Source organism: Arthrobacter sp. MMS24-T111, from assembly GCF_054888995.1.
In genome coordinates this window covers 599677-616005 of the sequence record NZ_JBTZRO010000001.1, presented here as the reverse complement: position 1 = coordinate 616005, position 16329 = coordinate 599677, and the positions used below count along the sequence as shown (strand labels likewise).

Here is a 16329-nt window from a genome sequence, read left to right as displayed (position 1 = left end):
GAGGATTTCCATGATCACCACGCCCCAGCCCGTCGTCCTGACCAGCAGCAGCATCGAAGCGAGCGATGAGGAAGTGGTCCAGGCCAACGTCACCGTCGTCGACGCCATGCATACGGCCCTGCTCCGCACCGAGGAAATGTCGCCGGTGGCCGTCCGCAGCTACTACGTCGACTTCTACCTGACCCAGGCGCTGGAGGGCGGCTTCGCCCAGTACGCCTTCCTGGCAGTCGACCGGACCGCGACGGACACGCTCATCCGCGAAGGCATGGCGGGCATGGGCGCCACCGCGCACCTGGAACTGTTCAACCGCGCCGTCGAATGCTACGACGCGCTGTCCGGGGAGGAAACGGAACTCTACCTCGACGGCAGCGTCGATGACGGCGGCGACGTTCCCGACGCCGTCCTCCGGATGGAGGAGCTGGACGGCGAGTTCGAGGAACTGCTGGAGCAGGAGAACATCACGTCGCTCAACGCCGGCTGGCTGCGCCGCCAGGCAGACCTCATGGTGCTCGACGACGAGGAAGTGGGCCCGTACATCCAGGGCCTGGTTGCGCACATCCCGGACCTGCCCGAACGCCGGGCCCAGGCCGACGCCGAAGCCCTCGAGGACGCCCCCGACTTCGAAGTGATTATCCGGGAACTGTGCGACATTGCCGGCGTCGAGCTGACGAAGATCACCATGGGCGACCCCAACTACATTCACGACGGCGGGAAGACCCTGGCGTGGCACTTCAGCACCGACAACGGCGACTTCCTCATGGTGGAAGAGGAGGACGAGGCGTTCATGATCAACCCCGAGACCCAGGAAATCGTGGCGGCCGTGGAATTCGAGGACGCAGACCTGGTGGAGGCCTAACAGCGCCGGTGGCCGCTCCGTTCCCGGCGCGGCCACCCGGGAAGGCCGGAAAAATAAAAACAGACACCCGTAACCTCCGCGACATCCACGGCGATGTAGTCAGTGATGGGTCCGCCCGCCGGGCCCAATCCGATGTGTTGTCTAGGTTTGGAGAAGTTAAATGTCTGTGTTTACCGTGCTCGCCACCAGCAAAGTCGCCGCCGGAGTCCTGGCTGCAGGAACCCTGGCCGTTGGCGGAACCGGCGCCGCCGCCATCTCGGGCGTCCTGCCCGCCCAGGCCCAGCAGACGGCCCATGAAGTCTTCGGTGCACCGGCCCCCAAGCTCGGCGCCGACGCCGCAGCCAACGGCCAGGCCACCCCGGCGCCCACCGCCACCGCCGCCGTTTCCGACGCCCTGAAGACCGCCGACGCTTCCTCGGATGCCAGCGCCAAGGCAACCGGCACCGCTGCGGCCGGTGACGAGAAGGTTTCCGCCAACGCCACCGCCTCCGGCGAGGCCAAGACCGCTGTTGACGCTGCCGGTCCGGCTGCCCTGGGCCTTTGCACCGCCTTCGCCAATGGCGGACTGAACGCTTCCTCGACGGCGTTCTCCTCGCTGTCCATCGCCGCCAAGGGTGACGCGAACATCAAGAGCTACTGCGCGGACGTCGTGGCCAAGGCCGACGTCGCCGCCAAGGCTGCCGCTGCAGCCAAGGGTTCCGCCTCGGTTGAGGCCGAAAAGCCCGCGGTTCCGTCCGTGCCTGCTGTGCCGGCTGTCCCTGCCGTTCCGGGCGCCGAGGGCAACACCACTGTTCCTGCCGTTCCGGCTGTGGGCGGCAACACTGCCCACGCCCCTTCAGTTTCGGTCCGCTAAGGCAGTTGGCTAGTCTGGACTGCGGCTGCAGCCGCAGTCCGGGCAGCCGGGCGGGGTGCGCATGCCTGGGACAGCACCCCTGAACAACCCGCAAGAAGGCAGCCGGAAGACCACGGGAACTGGCAGTCCGTACCGGAAACCGGGATAGGCGCGAGCCGGATCCCGGGATGGAGGAGCCGCTGGTGCTAGACACTTTGGCCCAAGAAGAGTTCGACATATTCGACAACGCAGCCGGAACGGATCCGGCCGCGTTGTTCGCTGCTGCCTACAGAACCTTCGCGGGGCCGGTGCAGGGCTACCTCAAAGCACGCGGACTTGATGACCCCGAAGCCGTCACCCAGGACGTCTTCATGGCGTTCTATCCCAGGATCGGCAACCTCACAGGCGGCCTTCAGGGCGCCAAGTCGCTGATCTTTTCCATTGCCCACGCCCGCATGGTGGACCACTACCGCCGGCTGGAGCGGCGCCCCCAGCTGACACCCTACGACCCCCAGCATGACGGCCGGACAACCCCGTCCGCGGAGGACCACGCCGTTGAACTGACCGGCGGAGCCGCCGCCATGCTGGAAGGACTCAGCGAAGAACACCAGGAGGTCCTGGCCCTTCGCGTCGTGGCTGACCTGTCCATCGAACAGGTGGCCGCCATCATGGGCAAGAGCGCCGGAGCCATCAAGCAGCTCCAGCGCCGCGCCCTGCAGAACCTTAAGGCCCAAACGCTCAAGAGAAACCAGGCGAATCATGAGTGACACCGCAGGATCCCGCAACGACGGGGTGGTTGACCAGCTCCTGCTGGAGGCAGGCCTCGACGACGACGGCCAGCTCCGCGACGCCCTGCTCGACCTGCGTTCGCTGGCAGCCGGGGCCCCGGAGCCTTCAGCCGGGATCGCCGCCCTGATGGCCGGCGCGCCCGCCGCGGCCCCAGCCACCACCGTGCTTCCCGCCGTGGCCCCGGCAACAGCAGCGCTTCCCGCGGCCAAACCGGCAGATGAGCTGGCCGCCCGCCGCAGGGCCAAGCGCCGTATCACGCTCACCACGCTCTCCGTTGCCGCGTCCCTCGCGGCCGGCGGCGCTGTCGCCGCAGCCTCCGACCAGGGATTCCGTGACACGTTCAGCCAGCTGAACCAGGCAGTCACGTCCTTCGTGACCGGTTCCACCGCTGCACCCGCAGGCAGCAAGGGCGGGGAAGTGCCGGCGCCTGGCCCCGCGGTGACCCGGCCCGCGGCCGCAAGCCCGGAAGCCGTTCCAGCGGCACCCGCAACCTCTCCGGCACCGGCCGGCGGGTCGTCGTCGTCCGCTGCCTCGCGGCCGGGCACCACCCCCACCCACGGATCGTCCGCTTCCCCGGCCCCGAAGCCGGCCGGGGTTCCGGAGCCGTCACTGCCCACGGACGTCCCCGGGGATGTCAGGAAGGGCCTGGAACAGGCACCGAAACTGCCGGTCCCCGTCCCCACCGGGGTCCCGCTCCCCGGCAAAGCCACAGACGTTCCCCTGAAGTAATCCGGACCGCAGTCGGGGGCCGGTCAGTAGGCCTGCCCCGCCGCCTTGGCCATGGCCCCTGACGGATCGGACAGGAACCATACGCCGCCGATGCCCTGGCCTAGGGTGTCACCGGGTTTGGTGTCCTTGGCGAAGTAGTACAGGGGCATGCCGTTCAGCGTCACCTGCTTCTTTCCGTCCGCGCCGGTGATGGTCCCCAGCTTGCCGGTGACCCCCTCTGCGGTGGGCGTCCCGGACGTGGTGGTCAGCGGCGGCCACTGGACGGCGCAGGAGCCGGTGCACGCGCTGGTGCCGGAATCCTTGGTGTCCTTCGTGAAGAAGTAAAGGCTCATTCCCTTCCCGTCCACCACAATGCTGCCCGCGACTGAGGAGGACGCCGTCTTAAGCTCGACGGCGGCGCCGGCCTGCGGGGATGATGCGGAGGGCGAAGCCGATGAGGCGGAGGATGCGGAAGCCGCGGTGCCTGTTGCCGGGCTGGTGGCAGCCGGCGCGGTGCCGGAGCTGCTGCCGCAGCCGCTGAGGGCTGCGGCAAGGGCCAGGATGGCGAGGCCCGGCCCGAGATGGTGCTTCATGTTGTGCTCCCTTGGCTGGATTCTTTCCTTGGTAGGGCCCGGCGTCGGATCACCGGACGCTAACCCCTATGACGCCTCCTGGTGAAGAATGGTTCACACGCTGCGCCCGATTGAACCTTTTCCGCCCCGCGGGCGTCGTAACAGCCGGAAGCGGAGCGTTTCGGCGACAAGCCAGGTGACGGGAGGGTGGGATGCCGCTCGATGACGGCGTGGTGGAGGCGATCTACCGCGAGCACGGCAGCGCCCTGCGCCGCTTTGTGCTCAGCGCGATCCGGGATCCGCAGCTGGCGGAGGACGTGGTCCAGGAAACCGTGCTCCGCGTCTGGCAGCACGCCCCGGACATCAACGGCAGCTTCCGCAGCTACCTGTACCGCACAGCCAGGAACGTCATGATCGACAACTATCGCCGGACCCAGCGCCGGCCGGCTGAGGCCCTCGGAAGCGGCCTCGCAGATCCCGTCGAGGTGGTGGGACGCGTCGACGAAATGCTTAACCGGGTTTTGATGGAGGAAGCGTTGTTGAGGCTGAGCAAGGAACACCGCGAGGTCCTGGTGGCCCTGCACTACCGCCGGTTCACGGTCAACGAGGCAGCAGCCCAGCTCAACATCCCCAGCGGCACGGTCAAGTCCCGCGCGTATTACGGGCTCAGGGCCCTGCGCACCATCCTGGACGAGATGGGGGTGGAACGGTGAGCACCAACCCGCACCACCTGCTCGGCGCCTACGTCCTGGGCGGGCTCGATCCCCAGGAGGTCGCCCTCTTCGAAGGCCACCTCCAGGACTGCATAGCCTGCCGCAAGGAGCTGGCATCGCTGGAAAAGGTGCCCGTGCTCCTGGACGCCCTTCCCGTCCCTGACGCCCTGGCGCTCACCGCGGCACCCGGTGGGAGCGAGGATGCCGGAAGCACCGTTCCCGTCCGCCTTTTCGAGGAACTGTCCCGCCGGCGTCGGAACGTACGACGGCGCTGGGTGGCTTTGGCGGGCGCCGTTGCAGCGGCGTGCCTGGCAGTGGGCCTTGCGGTGGGGCCCTTGCTGGTCAGGCCGCCGCAGCCGGACGCCACCTACTCCGTGGCTTCCGGGGACGGGCTGCAGGTCCACATCGACATGGCGCGCAAAGCCTGGGGGACCGAGCTCGCGGTGAGCGGCAGCAGCCTGCCCCCGGACGGGACACTATCGCTGTGGGTCCGCGACCGTGCCGGCGGCGAGGACCGTGCCTGCGCCTGGTCGGCCACCCCCACGGGGAAGGTCAAGGTCACCGGGGCAACGCCCATCCAGCTGGCCAGCATCTCCAGTGTGGAACTGCGCGACGGCGCCCAGCACGCGGTGGCGGTGATTACGGTTCCGTAGGCCTACCCGGCCCGGCGTTCATCGCCCGGAACTCCGCCACCAACGCCGCATCCTCGCAGGCGCGGGCGAAGGCCTCGATCCGCCGTTCGATCTCGTACCCCAGCAGCCGGCCGCCGATCCGTTCCATTGCTCCCCGGAGGACGGCGGGCCGGCAGGAAAAGGTGTACTTCCAGACAGCCCATGTGCCGCCGTCGTCAGCGGTGAAGCGCCAGCCGCCGCCGAAATTATCGAAGAACCACGGACCGGACACCATGGTCATCCCGACGCTGCGCGGCGGCGCGAAGGAGACATACTGGCTGACCATGGTCAGGCCCAGCCGCGACCGGGTGCGGGTCCGGACGCCTTTTCCCGGAGCCCGGGCCCCGTCCAGGAACCCCTGCGCGGAAATGAAGGGATCCCACTTCAGCCGGAAGGCCCCGGTGGTTTGGGAGAAGGCAAAGGCAGTATCCGGATCGATGCGGATGAAACGTTCGGCTCGTACCTGGGGCATGCCCCAACCCTAGCCACCCGCACCGCCGTCTACTTGCTCATTTTGGCCATCCGGGCGCGCATCACCATGTACGCGCCATAGCAAATCAAGCCCGCTCCGACCGCGGCGAGGAGGTAGGGGCCCAGGGGCTGGTCGCGGAGGGCACGCAGGCCACCGTCCAGGCCCGTGGAGTCCTCCGGGTGCTGTTTCACGGTGGCCACCACGATCAGCAGGCCGGCGAGCAGCAGCACCGTTCCCTTCGCCAGGTAGCCGGCCACACCCAACGCGGTGACTGCCGTCCTGGCCGGGCCGGGAGCTGGCATCCGCAGCTGCTTCTGGAAGGACTTCTTGGGTCCCCTGATGCCGTACACCACGCCGGTGACAGCCACCGCCACGCCGATCAGCACCAGCAAGGCCACACCGCCGGGCGCCACCATCATGGAAACGGTGAAATCGCTGGTGGCCTTGCGGTTGTCGCCGCCGGAGCCGGTGCCGGTGACAAAGTGCCACAGCGTCAGGGCCAGCACGGCGTAGACGATGGCCTGCAGGACGGCCTTGGCCTTGTTCTTGACTTTTGTCTTGGTGGGCTGGTGGTTGAAATCGAAGATCGCATCGCTGGTCTGCCACAGAGACAAGGCGGCGCACGCGGCGAAGCTGCCCCACAGCAGGAAAGGGCCAACGGGCATGGTGGCCAACTCGGCCACGGCCCCACTGAAATCGGCGCTGCCGGTACCGCCCACGGCGAGCCGGATGGCAATCGCCCCCACCAGCAGGTGCAGGATGCCGCTGACCGCAAAACCCAGCCGGGCGAGAATTTCCAGGACACGCGAATTCGTGACGTCTTCGGCCTTGTCAACGGCCTGCTGCAATTCTTTTTTGATCGTCATTCCTTTGGCCAAGCGCGGTGGTGCGCTGGTGTGCGTGCCCTTCTTACAAGGGCAATCGTGCCACGCCGGCGCGGTCCGGAACAGTCGGTCCCGCGAGCGTCCGCCTGCCGCCGTACGGCCTACCGTGGCTCCGGACGGCGGGGATGGGGAGGGATCCCCATCGCCGGGTCCGGCCACCTGTGCAACCATAAGGACCAGCGATTCACACGCACCGCACACTTTCCGGGGGAAACCATGACTTTTTACGGCGCTGACGTCAGCCAGTTGAGGGCTCTGGCCAAGGCAGCGGACCAGGCGGCGTCTCTTTTGAGCAGCCGGGCCGGCTCCTTGCAGAGCCAGATCCAGTCCGCTCCGTGGAAGGGGCGGGACGGTGAGCGCTTCCGGCAGGAGTGGAGCGGAAGCCACCGGCCCAGCCTGGACAAGGTGGTGGCCAGTCTGCGGGAGAACTCAAAGATCCTGATGCGGCAGGCCGACGAGCAGGAAAAGGCCTCCACCGCAGGTTCCGGCGGCTCCGGGACCAGCACGTGGGACCGGCTGACCTCGCTGGCCGCGCAGGCCCGGGAATGGCTGAAGGAGAAGGCCGAGGCGGCCCGGGCGGCAGCCGAACATCGCAAGGAACTCGAAGCCGGTCTGGAGCGCATGGTCAACGCCAGCCCGGAAGAGCGGGCCAAGTGGTGGGACAGCCTCTCCGCGGCGGACCGCAAGTACCTGATTGAGGGCGAAGGCAGCGACGGGCCCTTCGCCGAGGACCTGATGCGCATGGACGGCGGCATCCCGGCCGCCGCGCAGCAACTGGCCAAGCAGCACCTGCAGGAGCTTGCCAAGGCTGACATTCCCATCTACTCCGAGACGGGCAAGGCGTCCATCGAGGCCAGGGTGGCCTGGGTCCACGGCGGCGCCGAAGTGGGCACGGAAGTGGTGGAGAACGCCGACGGTTCCGCCACCATGAAGGTGTACGGAAACATGGGCCTGGGCGTGAACGACACCTCTGGCACAGCGGGCGCCACCCTGACCGGGGAAGTATCCCGTGAGTACAAGTTCGGCAGCGTGGAAGAAGCCATGGCGGCCCGTGAACAGATGTACAAGGACCTGCCGCCGGACAGCATCGGTGACATCAAGGACGTGGCCGGCAACCCGCCCGGCTACATCCTGGACACCATCAACAATGCCGCCCACGACAACGGATCCACCGGACAGACGGACAAGGCCAAGGGAACTTTCTCGCTGGAGGCCAAGGGCGAATCCGGCCCGGCGTCCGGCTCGGCAAAGCTCGACCTCGCGTACGAGCGCAACCTCACGGACGGGACGTCAACCGCCAGCGGCGAAGTCTCGGCGCAGGGCAAGCTCAATCTGGACGGCCGTGTCTTCGAGGCCTCAGGCAAGGGCGGACTGCAGGTCAACATGGACAAGGGCAACAACATCGATTCGGTATCCGTTTCCATGGACGGGACCGTGGCCCAGGGCGTCACCGAAGGCGTGGACGCGAAAGCCGCCAAGTTCGACTCGACCGTGACCGCGGGTACCCAGGGAACGGTCAAGATCAACGTGGATTACTCCCCGGAAAACCGGCCCGTCATCGACAGCTACCTGCGCAACGTTGCCCTCGGCAATGAGGCCGGTGCAGCCCGGGACGCCGCCAGGTTGTACGAGGCCGGCTCCGCCACCGTCCAGGTGAACTCCGTGGTCACCGCCACCAACGAGGCGGGGTTCGACGTGAAGCTCGGCGAGGTGGAAGTGAAGACCGAGAACCAGGCCACCACCAACGTCTCCACGTACTATAAAGTCCCCAACGACACCAAGCTCGAGAGGCTCTGAAACCATGTCAGTGCACATCGAATCCCCGCTGGGCTTCACCGCAGACTTCCCCGAGCACACCCAGGTCCTGGACGACTCCACCGCCGGGCCCAACAGCGAGCAGTACGGCCTGCTGGGCGGCGTCCTGGTCACCGTGATCAAGGACGACACCTCCGTGCAGGATGCACCGCAGGCCAACGGCTGGGCCCACCTGATGTCGGATTTCTACCGTGAGGAGCGTGGCGGCACCCTGCTGGCCGAGGGCGAACTGAACCTCCCCGGCAAGTCCGCGTATGGCGTGGTGGTCGGTTATGACGACGCCGAAGGGGCGCCCAAGGTGGCAGCCACGGTAGGCGTGTGGGAGAGCGGCCGGTTCATCGGCGTCGTGGTGATCTGGCCGTACCTGAACGCTGAGGCGGAGCCCCGGCTGGACATGCTCAAGGAGATCGTGGCCGCGATCAACGTGGGATAACCGCCCGCGCCGCAGCAGCCGGGCGGGCCCTGCCGTTCAGCGTGTCAGCGGCGGCGGTAGCAGAGATCGAAGATCAGCCGGCCGGCGTCGTGAGCCTTCGCCTCGAAGCTGGTCCGGATCCTGCCTTCGAACCGTGGCGCCCAGCCGCCGGTTTCGTCCACGCCTTCGTTGGGACCGGTGTGCCCGGTGCTTACGGGCGCCCGTCCCTCCCTGACCGGTGCACCGCCCACCACTGATTCGACGCCGGACTGCCACACCTGGGTCAGCGGGCTTTCAGGTCCGCGGCGCTCGCCGGTGTGCAGGTTTTCGAAGTCCGCCGAGCCGGCCATGACGTTCCGGACGTGGATGGCGTAGTTGGACCAGTCGGTGGCGATCCGGAACAGGCCGCCGGGGTTCAATGCCTTTGCCGCCAGGCCGGCGAACTCGGGCTGGATGAGGCGGCGCTTGTGGTGCCGCGACTTGTGCCACGGATCCGGGAAGAAGACCCACAGTTCGCTGACGGAGCCGGCGGGAAGCATGGTGGCCAGTACCTCCGGGGCGTTGGCCTCCACCACGCGGACGTTGGTCAGGCCCCGGCTGTTGATCTTGATGATGGTGTTGGCGAGCCCGGGCGTGTAGACCTCCACGGCCAGGAAATTCGTGTCCGGGTTCTGTTCTGCCGCGTGGCAGATGGCATCGCCCAGTCCGGACCCGATCTCGACGACCAGCGGGGCCTCGCGGCCAAACTCGGCTGTTGCGTCGAAGGTGTAGTCGGGGTGGACCGAGGTGTTGGCCACGTGCCGGGGAACGTCCACGGCCCACCGCTCCGCGTGCTCGGCCCAGGCGGCCTGGCGGCGGCCCTGCAACCGGGTGCCGCGGCGCACGAAGCTGACCGGCCGGCCGCCGTAGGTACCGAAGGAGGCTTGGGTTCCGGGCGTGACGGGCCTGGGGACATGCGGCTGCTGGGGGTTTTCAGGGGATTCGCTCATCCCTTCCAGAATAGCGCCGCGAAGAGAACGGCGGTCAGGGCATCATTCGGGCAGCCCGGCGGCCTTCGACGGCAACCGCCTCCGCGGTGCCCCGGCCGTATGTGGATAACTCCCACCGCAGGGCGCTCCTGCAAGAATGGGCGGATGACGGACGCAAAGAATGCCGAAGCAAGGAAGCAACGGCGAGGTGCTGTCTCCGAAGAAAGCCAGGGACGTCCCAGGACGGGCAGCAGCCTGGTGGACCTGGGTACTTTGGTGGACGCGGAGGTTGACGAGCTTCCCGCGCCCGGGCCCACCCGTGTGGGCGGCCGGCGTGCCTTGGCTTACCTGGGTGTGTGCCTGGTGCTGATCGGCTTGAACCTGCGGAGTGTCTTCTCCAGCCTGTCTGCTGTGTTGCCGGAGGTGACCGCGCAGGCGGGGCTGCCTGGCTGGTCCGTGGTGGTGCTGACCACGGTTCCGGTGACGTTGCTTGGTGTCTTTGCCCCGGTGGCCCCGGTTTTGGCCCGCCGGTTTGGTGCTGAGCGGGTGCTGCTGGGGGCCATGGCTTTGTTGACGGCGGGCTTGTTGGTGCGGCCTGTGGATGCCGGGGCGGCGATGGGTGGGGCCGGGCATTTGCCTGCGCTCCTGGCCGGCACGGCGGCGTGCGGCGCGGCGATCGCGTTGTGCAACGTGCTCCTGCCGGGCCTGGTGAAGCGGGACTTCCCGCACCGCCTGGGCCTCATGGGCGGCCTGTACACCACCGCCATCTGCGCGTCCGCGGCACTGGGCGCCGGGTTCACGTACCCGGTGTACACGGCGACGGGGGAGTGGACCAGGGCGCTGTGGGTCTGGGCGGTGCCGGCCGCCGTCGTGCTCCTGTTGTTCCTGCCTGTTGCCGTGCGGCAGGGGACGGTCCGGCACCAGGCGGTCAGGGACGGGGTGAACGTGTGGCGGTCGCCGGTGGCGTGGCAGGTGACCATCTTCATGGTGTTGCAGGCCATGATGTCGTTCAGCGGTTTTGCGTGGCTGGCGCCCATTCTCCGGGAAAGGGGCGTTGACGGGGCCACCGCGGGGCTGATCGTTGCCGTGTGCATCGTGCTGCAGATGCTGGGGTCCCTGTTTGCCCCTGCCTTGGCCGCGAAGTTCAGCGACCAGCGGGCCATCAATACCGTGGTGGCGTTGATGACCGGGAGCGGGTTCGTGTTGAGCATCGTGGGCCCGCTGGACCTGGTCTGGGTCTGGGCGGGGCTGCTGGGCTTGGGCCAGGGAAGCCTGACGGCCTGTGCGCTGACCCTGATCATGCTCCGTACCCGGGACGGGCACACCGCCGCGCACCTGTCGGGCATGATGCAGGGCGTTGGCTACGGGGTGGGTTCCATCGGAACGCTCCTGGTGGGGCAACTGCACCAGGCCACCGGGTCCTTCGTTCCCGCCGGCGTCCTGTTCACGGTGGTCGGGCTGCTCGCGGCCGTCTTCGGCTACCGCTCCGGCCGGAACCGGTATGTGGGCGAGGAACCGTAATGCAGGACCCCACGCTTCCGGCCCTCCACCATGCCACTGGGATCTTCCGGCCACCGTATTTCTGGGTGACGGTGGGCACCTGCGCCCTCGTGTTCCTGGCCGCCTTCGAATCCCTCGCCGTAACCACCATCATGCCGCTGGTGAGCCGGGAACTGAACGGCGGAAACCTCTATGCGCTGGCCTTCGCAGGGCCGCTGGCCACCGGTGTCATCGGCATGGTGGGCGCCGGCAACTGGTCGGACAGGCGGGGGCCAGCCCTGCCGCTGTATGCCTCCGTGGCGCTGTTCGTGGCCGGCCTGCTGGTTGCGGGCACCTCGGTTTCCATGCCCATGCTGGTCTCCGGCCGCCTGGTCCAGGGCTTCGGCGGGGGCGCCCTCACCGTGGCCCTTTACGTCCAGGTGGCGCGGTTCTACCCGGGCGCCCTGCATCCCCGGATTTTCGCGGCGTTTTCCGCCGCCTGGGTGGTGCCCTCACTCGTGGGGCCCTTCGCGGCCGGTGTGGTGGCGCAGGTCTTCAGCTGGCATTGGGTGTTCCTGGGCGTCGTGGGGTTGGTCATTCCGGCGCTCGCAATGATCGTGCCGGTGCTGCGCGGACTGGACCCGCCGGAACCAACCGGCGGACCGGAAGGAACCCTCCCGCCGTGGGCCCCGGCCCGGCTCGGCTGGGCGGCGCTGGCCGCCCTTGCCGTCCTGGGGCTCAACCTCTCCGCCGGCCTCAGCATCCCCGCCTTCCCGCCCGCCAAGGCACTCCTGGCCATTGCCGCCGTCGTCCTTGCCCTGGCAGCAGTCCGGCCGCTGGTGCCCGCCGGGACCCTTAGGGCACGGCGGGGCCTGCCCAGCGTGATCCTGTCCCGCGGCCTCGCCTCGGCGGCCTTCTTCGGGGCGGAGGTCTACCTTCCCTACCTGCTGATCGACCAGTTCGGCTTCCCGCCCACCTTGGCGGGCGTCACCCTCACCGGCGGGGCGCTGGCGTGGGCCGGTGCCGCGGCGGTCCAGGGCCGCATGGGCCCGCGGCTGGAGGACCGGAGGGCTGTGCGGGTGGGCTCGTTGATGGTGCTCGCTGCCATCCTCCTGGCCCTGGCCACGGCGGGGCTGCACTGGCCGGCCGCCGTCGCCATCGCCGGGTGGGTGCTGGCCGGCGGCGGGATGGGCCTGCTCTACCCCCGGCTGAGCGTGATGACACTGGCACTGTCCAGCAAGGACAACGAGGGCTTCAACAGCTCCGCCATGTCAATCGCCGACTCGCTGGGCGGGGCTCTTTCGCTCGCCGCCACCGGAATAGTCTTCGCGGCCTTTACGACGACGGTCCAGTCCTTTGCCGGCGTCTTCGCCTTCACGGCGGCCCTCGGGCTGGCCGCGGTGCTGGTGGCACCGCGGGTCATCGGCAAGGGTGCGGGGGCTAGGGAAGGCGGGTGGCGCGCAGGACGACGTCGGCAATGGTCGCCTCCTGCCCGTCCGGCCCGGTGACAGGGCGCGCCCGGCTGGTGAGGACTTCCAGCTGCCAGCCGGGGCCGTCCAGGGCCAGTTCATGGACCAGCTGGTCTTCGGTGTAGAACATGTCCAGGTGCTGGTGGTGGTCGTTGCCCCATGGCGGCAGCCGGTCCGGGTGGTGGCCCACCACCAGCAGGGTCCCGCCGGGCTTGACGGCAGAGGCGGCTGCGCGCAGCGGGACCCGCCAGTCGAGTTCCCGGGAGTGGAGGAACTGTGAGGTCACGAGGTCGTAGGAACCCTCGGGCTGCCACTTCGTGAGGTCCGCTTGCTGCCACGTGATCCGGCTGCGGATGTCTCCGCTGGATGCGTTCACGCTTTCGCGTGCCAGCTCGGCCAGTTCGTGCGAGTGGGCCCGTTCCAGCGCCACGGCGGAAACGTCGACGGCGGTGACGGACCAGCCTCGCCGGGCAAGCCAGATGGCGTCGGCGCCCTCGCCGCACCCCAGTTCCAGTGCCTTGCCGGGGCGCAGGCCGCCGGCCTCATGGACCAGTTGGGGGTTCGGCTTTCCGCTCCAGAGCCGGGCTTTGCTCCGGTACCGCTCATCCCAAACCGCCCCGGGGTCGACGCCGGCGCCGCCCTCTTCCGGCGCCCCGCCGGCGTCGTGCGCGTGCTGCCGGTGCGCTTCCTCCTGGTGCGTATCCTGGCCCTGCCCCGGGTGTTCGCTCATGCTCCAACACTGCCCCGCCATGACCCCGTTTGCAACGACGCGGACGGCCGACCGGCGGCGGGATGCTAGACTGGAGGAACTTGATGTGCAGTGATGCCGCCTGCTCCGGATCTGGAGTTCCTTCCAGGGAGTGGGCTTTCTTCATGTGAGAGGCACATCCTGCGTCGATGAACGCGTTCCATTTGGTCCCGGCCGGCTGTCCCTATGTGCAGCGCCCGGTTGATCACCTGACTTTTCTTCGGCGAAACCCCTGGGCCAACCGGCGCCGGGGGCCGATATCCGCCCGGATACCGCCAGAAAGACCGTAAAAAACTACATGACTACTTTTGCTGCCCTCGGTACTCCCAAGGCCCTTGCAGACACCCTCACCGCGCAGGGAATCGTTGAACCGTTCCCCATCCAGGTGAAGACCCTCCCGGACACCTTGTCCGGCCGTGACGTCCTTGGCCGTGGCCGGACCGGATCCGGTAAAACCATTGCTTTCGCTATCCCGCTTGTAGCAAGACTCGCTGAGCGGGAAGCCAAGTACTTCCGCAAGCCCGGCCGCCCCATGGGCCTGGTCCTGGCACCCACCCGTGAACTGGCCACCCAGATCAACGCCACCATCGAGCCGCTGGCCAAGGCCGCCGGTTTGAACACCACCGTGATCTACGGCGGCATCTCCCAGGCCCGGCAGGAGAAGGCGCTGCGCGCCGGCGTCGACATCGTCATCGCCTGCCCCGGCCGCCTGGAGGACCTGATCCGCCAGCGCATCCTCACCCTCGAAGGCGTGGAGATCACGGTCCTGGACGAGGCCGACCACATGGCAGACCTCGGCTTCCTGCCCGTGGTCAAGAAGCTCATGGACATGACCCCCAGCCAGGGCCAGCGCCTGCTGTTCTCGGCCACCCTGGACAACGGCGTGGACAAGATCGTCCAGCGCTACCTGTCCAACCCGCTCACCCACTCGGTGGACGACCCCCAGGCGGCCGTGACCACCATGGAACACCACGTGCTGGTGGTCAACGACCAGACCGTCAAGAAGCAGCTGATCGTGGAGCTTGCCTCCGGCGCCGGCCGCCGGGTCCTCTTCATGCGGACCAAGCACCACGCCCGCAAGCTGGCCAAGACCCTTACCGACGCCGGGATCCCCGCCGTGGACCTGCACGGCAACCTGTCGCAGAACGCCCGTGACCGCAACCTCGCCGAGTTCTCCAACGGCGACGTCCGCGTCCTGGTCGCCACCGACGTTGCCGCCCGCGGTGTGCACGTCGACGACGTCGAACTGGTCATCCACGTGGATCCGCCCACCGAGCACAAGGCGTACCTGCACCGTTCCGGCCGCACCGCGCGCGCCGGTTCCGACGGCACCGTGGTCACGCTGACCCTGCCGGAGCAGCAGTCCGACGTGAAGAAGCTCATGAAGGCCGCCGGCGTTGACGTCAGCTTTGAACGCGTCACCGCCAGCTCGCCGATCGTGGCGGAACTCGTGGGCGACATTGCCGAAAAGGTCGATCCCCGCACCCGCGCCGCACTGCTGGCGGCCAAGGCCCCCAAGCAGGGTGCCGGCACCTCCACCGGTGCCAACGCCGAGCGCAAGCGTGCACGCCGCCAGGCTGCGCCGAGCGCCGGTGGCCGTGGTGGCCGCGGCGGACGCGGCAAGGTTACGGCCGAGCCGGCCCGCAGTGATGCTCCCCGTGCTGAGCGCCGTGCCGCAGCCTTCGAAGGCCGGACCGAAGCCCGCGCCGCCTTCGACCGGAACGCAGAGCAGAACGAGGACCGCGCTGTGGCAGCTGCGGCTGCCCGCCGCAATGCCCGCGGCCGGGGCACCGCCTCAACCCACCGCAACGACGTTCCCGCAGCAGGTGGCCGCTCATCGGCCGGCCGCGGTTCCGACGGCCGTGCAGCGGAGGGCCGCGGGGATTCCCGGATCACCCGCAGTGATGCCCCGCGCGGCGGCTCCGGCCGCCCGGCCTCAGGCGGACGCCCGGCGTCCGGCGGGGGCCAGCGCAGCGGGCGCCCGGCAACCGGCCAGCGTGCAGCGGCAGGTTCGTCCGGCCAGCGTTCTTCAGGCGCCGGCGGCAGCAAGGCCGTCTGGTCCTCCAACACCGGCGGAACCTCAGGCGGCTCCTACGGCTCCGGCAGCGGTAGCAACGGCGGCTCGGGCCGTCCCGCCCGCAGCGGCCCCCGCCGCGCGTCGGCTCCGGCGTCGAACGAGCGCCGCGGCCGCTAGAAGCGCTCCTTAAAGTCCAGCGGTGGTTGAGCTTGTCGGTTCCGACAGGCTCAACCACCGCTGTGTTTAACCCGAATCGCCGCCTGGTTTTACCAGCCGCGGGCACGCCATTCGTCCAAGTGCGGACGTTCGGCACCGAGCGTGGTCGGCTTGCCGTGGCCGGGGTGCACGACGGCGGAGTCCGGGTAGGCGTCGAACAACCGCTCCGTGACGTCGGACAGGAGCTGGGCGAACCGTTCCGGGTCCTTCTCCGTGTTGCCCACCCCGCCGGGGAACAGCGAGTCGCCTGAGAAGATGTGGGCCGGTCCTTCCGGGTCCTGGTACACAAAGGCGATCGAGCCCGGCGTGTGGCCGCGCAGGTGCACGGCGGTGACGTCGAAGCCGTCGAAATTCCCGACGTCCCCGTGGCTTAGCCGCACGTCCACCGGAACCGGCAACGCATCGGCGTCGTCCGCTCCCGCGCCTGTCCTTGCCCCGGTGGCGTCCACCAGTTCCTTCAGCGCCCGCACGTGGTCCCAGTGCTGGTGCGTGGTGGCGATCAGGGCCAGCCGCGGAGCCGCGGCTGTGTCCGCGGCGCCGTCCGCGAGCAACTGCCGGATGGCCGGAAGGTCGTCAGCGGCGTCAATGAGCAGCTGCGCGCCGCTTCCCTTGGCGGTCAGCAGGTACACGTTGTTGTCCATTGCGCTGACGGAGATGCTGCGGATGGTGATGGCCGGCAGGTCGTAGAGAAGTGAGTCCATGGCTTCA

The 16329-nt window shown here is 68.5% G+C and carries 17 protein-coding genes; 11 read left to right on the top strand and 6 right to left on the bottom strand.

Annotated elements, in window-relative coordinates:
• The first annotated feature begins 10 nt into the window (after positions 1 to 10).
• The 4 genes from ACX5I6_RS02820 (at position 11) to ACX5I6_RS02805 (ending at position 3206) form a co-directional block, all read left to right on the top strand.
• Positions 11 to 856 carry a DMP19 family protein gene (locus ACX5I6_RS02820; RefSeq protein ID WP_461839405.1) on the top strand — a complete coding sequence of 282 codons (846 nt, stop codon included), beginning with the start codon at positions 11 to 13 and terminating at the stop codon, positions 854 to 856.
• A 160-nt stretch (positions 857 to 1016) separates the two neighbouring features.
• Positions 1017 to 1709 carry a protein tyrosine phosphatase gene (locus tag ACX5I6_RS02815; RefSeq protein ID WP_461839404.1) on the top strand — a complete coding sequence of 231 codons (693 nt, stop codon included), beginning with the start codon at positions 1017 to 1019 and terminating at the stop codon, positions 1707 to 1709.
• A 167-nt stretch (positions 1710 to 1876) separates the two neighbouring features.
• A complete protein-coding gene (locus ACX5I6_RS02810) occupies positions 1877 to 2455 on the top strand; it encodes an RNA polymerase sigma factor (protein WP_461839403.1) in 579 nt (192 codons plus the stop codon).
• On the top strand, positions 2448 to 3206 hold the full coding sequence (locus tag ACX5I6_RS02805; protein WP_461839402.1) for a hypothetical protein: 759 nt from the start codon (positions 2448 to 2450) through the stop codon (positions 3204 to 3206). Before ACX5I6_RS02810 ends, ACX5I6_RS02805 begins: the two co-directional genes overlap by 8 nt.
• Positions 3207 to 3229: 23 nt before the next feature.
• Here the strand turns inward: ACX5I6_RS02805 and ACX5I6_RS02800 are convergent, their stop codons facing one another.
• Entirely contained in the window at positions 3230 to 3778 is a 549-nt protein-coding gene (locus tag ACX5I6_RS02800; protein ID WP_461839401.1) for a COG4315 family predicted lipoprotein, read from the bottom strand.
• Positions 3779 to 3969: 191 nt separating this feature from the next.
• Here ACX5I6_RS02800 and ACX5I6_RS02795 point away from each other — a divergent pair, with 191 nt between their 5' ends.
• Together ACX5I6_RS02795 and ACX5I6_RS02790 are read left to right on the top strand one after the other, a co-directional pair.
• On the top strand, positions 3970 to 4470 hold the full coding sequence (locus tag ACX5I6_RS02795; protein WP_461839400.1) for a sigma-70 family RNA polymerase sigma factor: 501 nt from the start codon (positions 3970 to 3972) through the stop codon (positions 4468 to 4470).
• Positions 4467 to 5123 (top strand): anti-sigma factor family protein, encoded by a 657-nt coding sequence (locus tag ACX5I6_RS02790; RefSeq protein WP_461839399.1) that lies wholly within the window; start codon positions 4467 to 4469, stop codon positions 5121 to 5123. Before ACX5I6_RS02795 ends, ACX5I6_RS02790 begins: the two co-directional genes overlap by 4 nt.
• On the opposite strand, the gene ACX5I6_RS02785 is transcribed toward ACX5I6_RS02790, so the two are convergent.
• Positions 5110 to 5613, bottom strand: a complete 504-nt coding sequence (locus ACX5I6_RS02785; RefSeq protein ID WP_461839398.1) for an SRPBCC family protein — start codon at positions 5611 to 5613, stop codon at positions 5110 to 5112. The two genes, ACX5I6_RS02790 and ACX5I6_RS02785, sit on opposite strands and share 14 nt — an antisense overlap.
• A gap of 29 nt (positions 5614 to 5642) precedes the next feature.
• Positions 5643 to 6479, bottom strand: a complete 837-nt coding sequence (locus ACX5I6_RS02780; protein ID WP_285247890.1) for a DUF1206 domain-containing protein — start codon at positions 6477 to 6479, stop codon at positions 5643 to 5645.
• Positions 6480 to 6713: 234 nt separating this feature from the next.
• On the opposite strand from ACX5I6_RS02780, the gene ACX5I6_RS02775 reads away from it, so the two are divergent.
• Together ACX5I6_RS02775 and ACX5I6_RS02770 are read left to right on the top strand one after the other, a co-directional pair.
• A complete protein-coding gene (locus ACX5I6_RS02775) occupies positions 6714 to 8294 on the top strand; it encodes a fimbrial protein (RefSeq protein WP_461839397.1) in 1581 nt (526 codons plus the stop codon).
• Positions 8295 to 8298: 4 nt separating this feature from the next.
• Entirely contained in the window at positions 8299 to 8745 is a 447-nt protein-coding gene (locus ACX5I6_RS02770) for a hypothetical protein (protein WP_461839396.1), read from the top strand.
• Between the two features lie 44 nt (positions 8746 to 8789).
• On the opposite strand, the gene trmB is transcribed toward ACX5I6_RS02770, so the two are convergent.
• The gene (gene trmB / locus ACX5I6_RS02765; RefSeq protein WP_461839395.1) at positions 8790 to 9713 is read right to left on the bottom strand and encodes a tRNA (guanosine(46)-N7)-methyltransferase TrmB; all 924 of its coding nucleotides are present in this window, start codon (positions 9711 to 9713) and stop codon (positions 8790 to 8792) included.
• A gap of 144 nt (positions 9714 to 9857) precedes the next feature.
• Here trmB and ACX5I6_RS02760 point away from each other — a divergent pair, with 144 nt between their 5' ends.
• Together ACX5I6_RS02760 and ACX5I6_RS02755 are read left to right on the top strand one after the other, a co-directional pair.
• Positions 9858 to 11213, top strand: a complete 1356-nt coding sequence (locus tag ACX5I6_RS02760) for an MFS transporter (protein ID WP_461839394.1) — start codon at positions 9858 to 9860, stop codon at positions 11211 to 11213.
• On the top strand, positions 11213 to 12679 hold the full coding sequence (locus tag ACX5I6_RS02755; protein WP_461839393.1) for an MFS transporter: 1467 nt from the start codon (positions 11213 to 11215) through the stop codon (positions 12677 to 12679). Before ACX5I6_RS02760 ends, ACX5I6_RS02755 begins: the two co-directional genes overlap by 1 nt.
• On the opposite strand, the gene ACX5I6_RS02750 is transcribed toward ACX5I6_RS02755, so the two are convergent.
• Positions 12612 to 13370: a class I SAM-dependent methyltransferase gene (locus tag ACX5I6_RS02750; RefSeq protein WP_461839392.1), complete on the bottom strand. Its 759-nt coding sequence runs from the start codon at positions 13368 to 13370 to the stop codon at positions 12612 to 12614. The genes ACX5I6_RS02755 and ACX5I6_RS02750 overlap by 68 nt on opposite strands.
• A 316-nt stretch (positions 13371 to 13686) precedes the next feature.
• On the opposite strand from ACX5I6_RS02750, the gene ACX5I6_RS02745 reads away from it, so the two are divergent.
• Positions 13687 to 15582 (top strand): DEAD/DEAH box helicase, encoded by a 1896-nt coding sequence (locus ACX5I6_RS02745; protein ID WP_461839391.1) that lies wholly within the window; start codon positions 13687 to 13689, stop codon positions 15580 to 15582.
• An 89-nt stretch (positions 15583 to 15671) separates the two neighbouring features.
• On the opposite strand, the gene ACX5I6_RS02740 is transcribed toward ACX5I6_RS02745, so the two are convergent.
• Entirely contained in the window at positions 15672 to 16322 is a 651-nt protein-coding gene (locus ACX5I6_RS02740; RefSeq protein WP_461839390.1) for an MBL fold metallo-hydrolase, read from the bottom strand.
• Positions 16323 to 16329 lie beyond the last annotated feature (7 nt).

Excerpts from the sequence above, each read along its gene's own strand:
- ACX5I6_RS02820 (WP_461839405.1), top strand. The coding sequence starts at position 11 with ATGATCACCACGCCCCAGCCCGTCGTCCTGACCAGCAGCAGCATCGAA.
- ACX5I6_RS02815 (WP_461839404.1), top strand. The coding sequence starts at position 1,017 with ATGTCTGTGTTTACCGTGCTCGCCACCAGCAAAGTCGCCGCCGGAGTC.
- ACX5I6_RS02810 (WP_461839403.1), top strand. The coding sequence starts at position 1,877 with ATGGAGGAGCCGCTGGTGCTAGACACTTTGGCCCAAGAAGAGTTCGAC.
- ACX5I6_RS02805 (WP_461839402.1), top strand. The coding sequence starts at position 2,448 with ATGAGTGACACCGCAGGATCCCGCAACGACGGGGTGGTTGACCAGCTC.
- ACX5I6_RS02800 (WP_461839401.1), bottom strand. The coding sequence starts at position 3,778 with ATGAAGCACCATCTCGGGCCGGGCCTCGCCATCCTGGCCCTTGCCGCA.
- ACX5I6_RS02795 (WP_461839400.1), top strand. The coding sequence starts at position 3,970 with ATGCCGCTCGATGACGGCGTGGTGGAGGCGATCTACCGCGAGCACGGC.
- ACX5I6_RS02785 (WP_461839398.1), bottom strand. The coding sequence starts at position 5,613 with ATGCCCCAGGTACGAGCCGAACGTTTCATCCGCATCGATCCGGATACT.
- ACX5I6_RS02780 (WP_285247890.1), bottom strand. The coding sequence starts at position 6,479 with ATGACGATCAAAAAAGAATTGCAGCAGGCCGTTGACAAGGCCGAAGAC.
- ACX5I6_RS02775 (WP_461839397.1), top strand. The coding sequence starts at position 6,714 with ATGACTTTTTACGGCGCTGACGTCAGCCAGTTGAGGGCTCTGGCCAAG.
- ACX5I6_RS02770 (WP_461839396.1), top strand. The coding sequence starts at position 8,299 with ATGTCAGTGCACATCGAATCCCCGCTGGGCTTCACCGCAGACTTCCCC.
- trmB (WP_461839395.1), bottom strand. The coding sequence starts at position 9,713 with ATGAGCGAATCCCCTGAAAACCCCCAGCAGCCGCATGTCCCCAGGCCC.
- ACX5I6_RS02760 (WP_461839394.1), top strand. The coding sequence starts at position 9,858 with ATGACGGACGCAAAGAATGCCGAAGCAAGGAAGCAACGGCGAGGTGCT.
- ACX5I6_RS02755 (WP_461839393.1), top strand. The coding sequence starts at position 11,213 with ATGCAGGACCCCACGCTTCCGGCCCTCCACCATGCCACTGGGATCTTC.
- ACX5I6_RS02750 (WP_461839392.1), bottom strand. The coding sequence starts at position 13,370 with ATGAGCGAACACCCGGGGCAGGGCCAGGATACGCACCAGGAGGAAGCG.
- ACX5I6_RS02745 (WP_461839391.1), top strand. The coding sequence starts at position 13,687 with ATGACTACTTTTGCTGCCCTCGGTACTCCCAAGGCCCTTGCAGACACC.
- ACX5I6_RS02740 (WP_461839390.1), bottom strand. The coding sequence starts at position 16,322 with ATGGACTCACTTCTCTACGACCTGCCGGCCATCACCATCCGCAGCATC.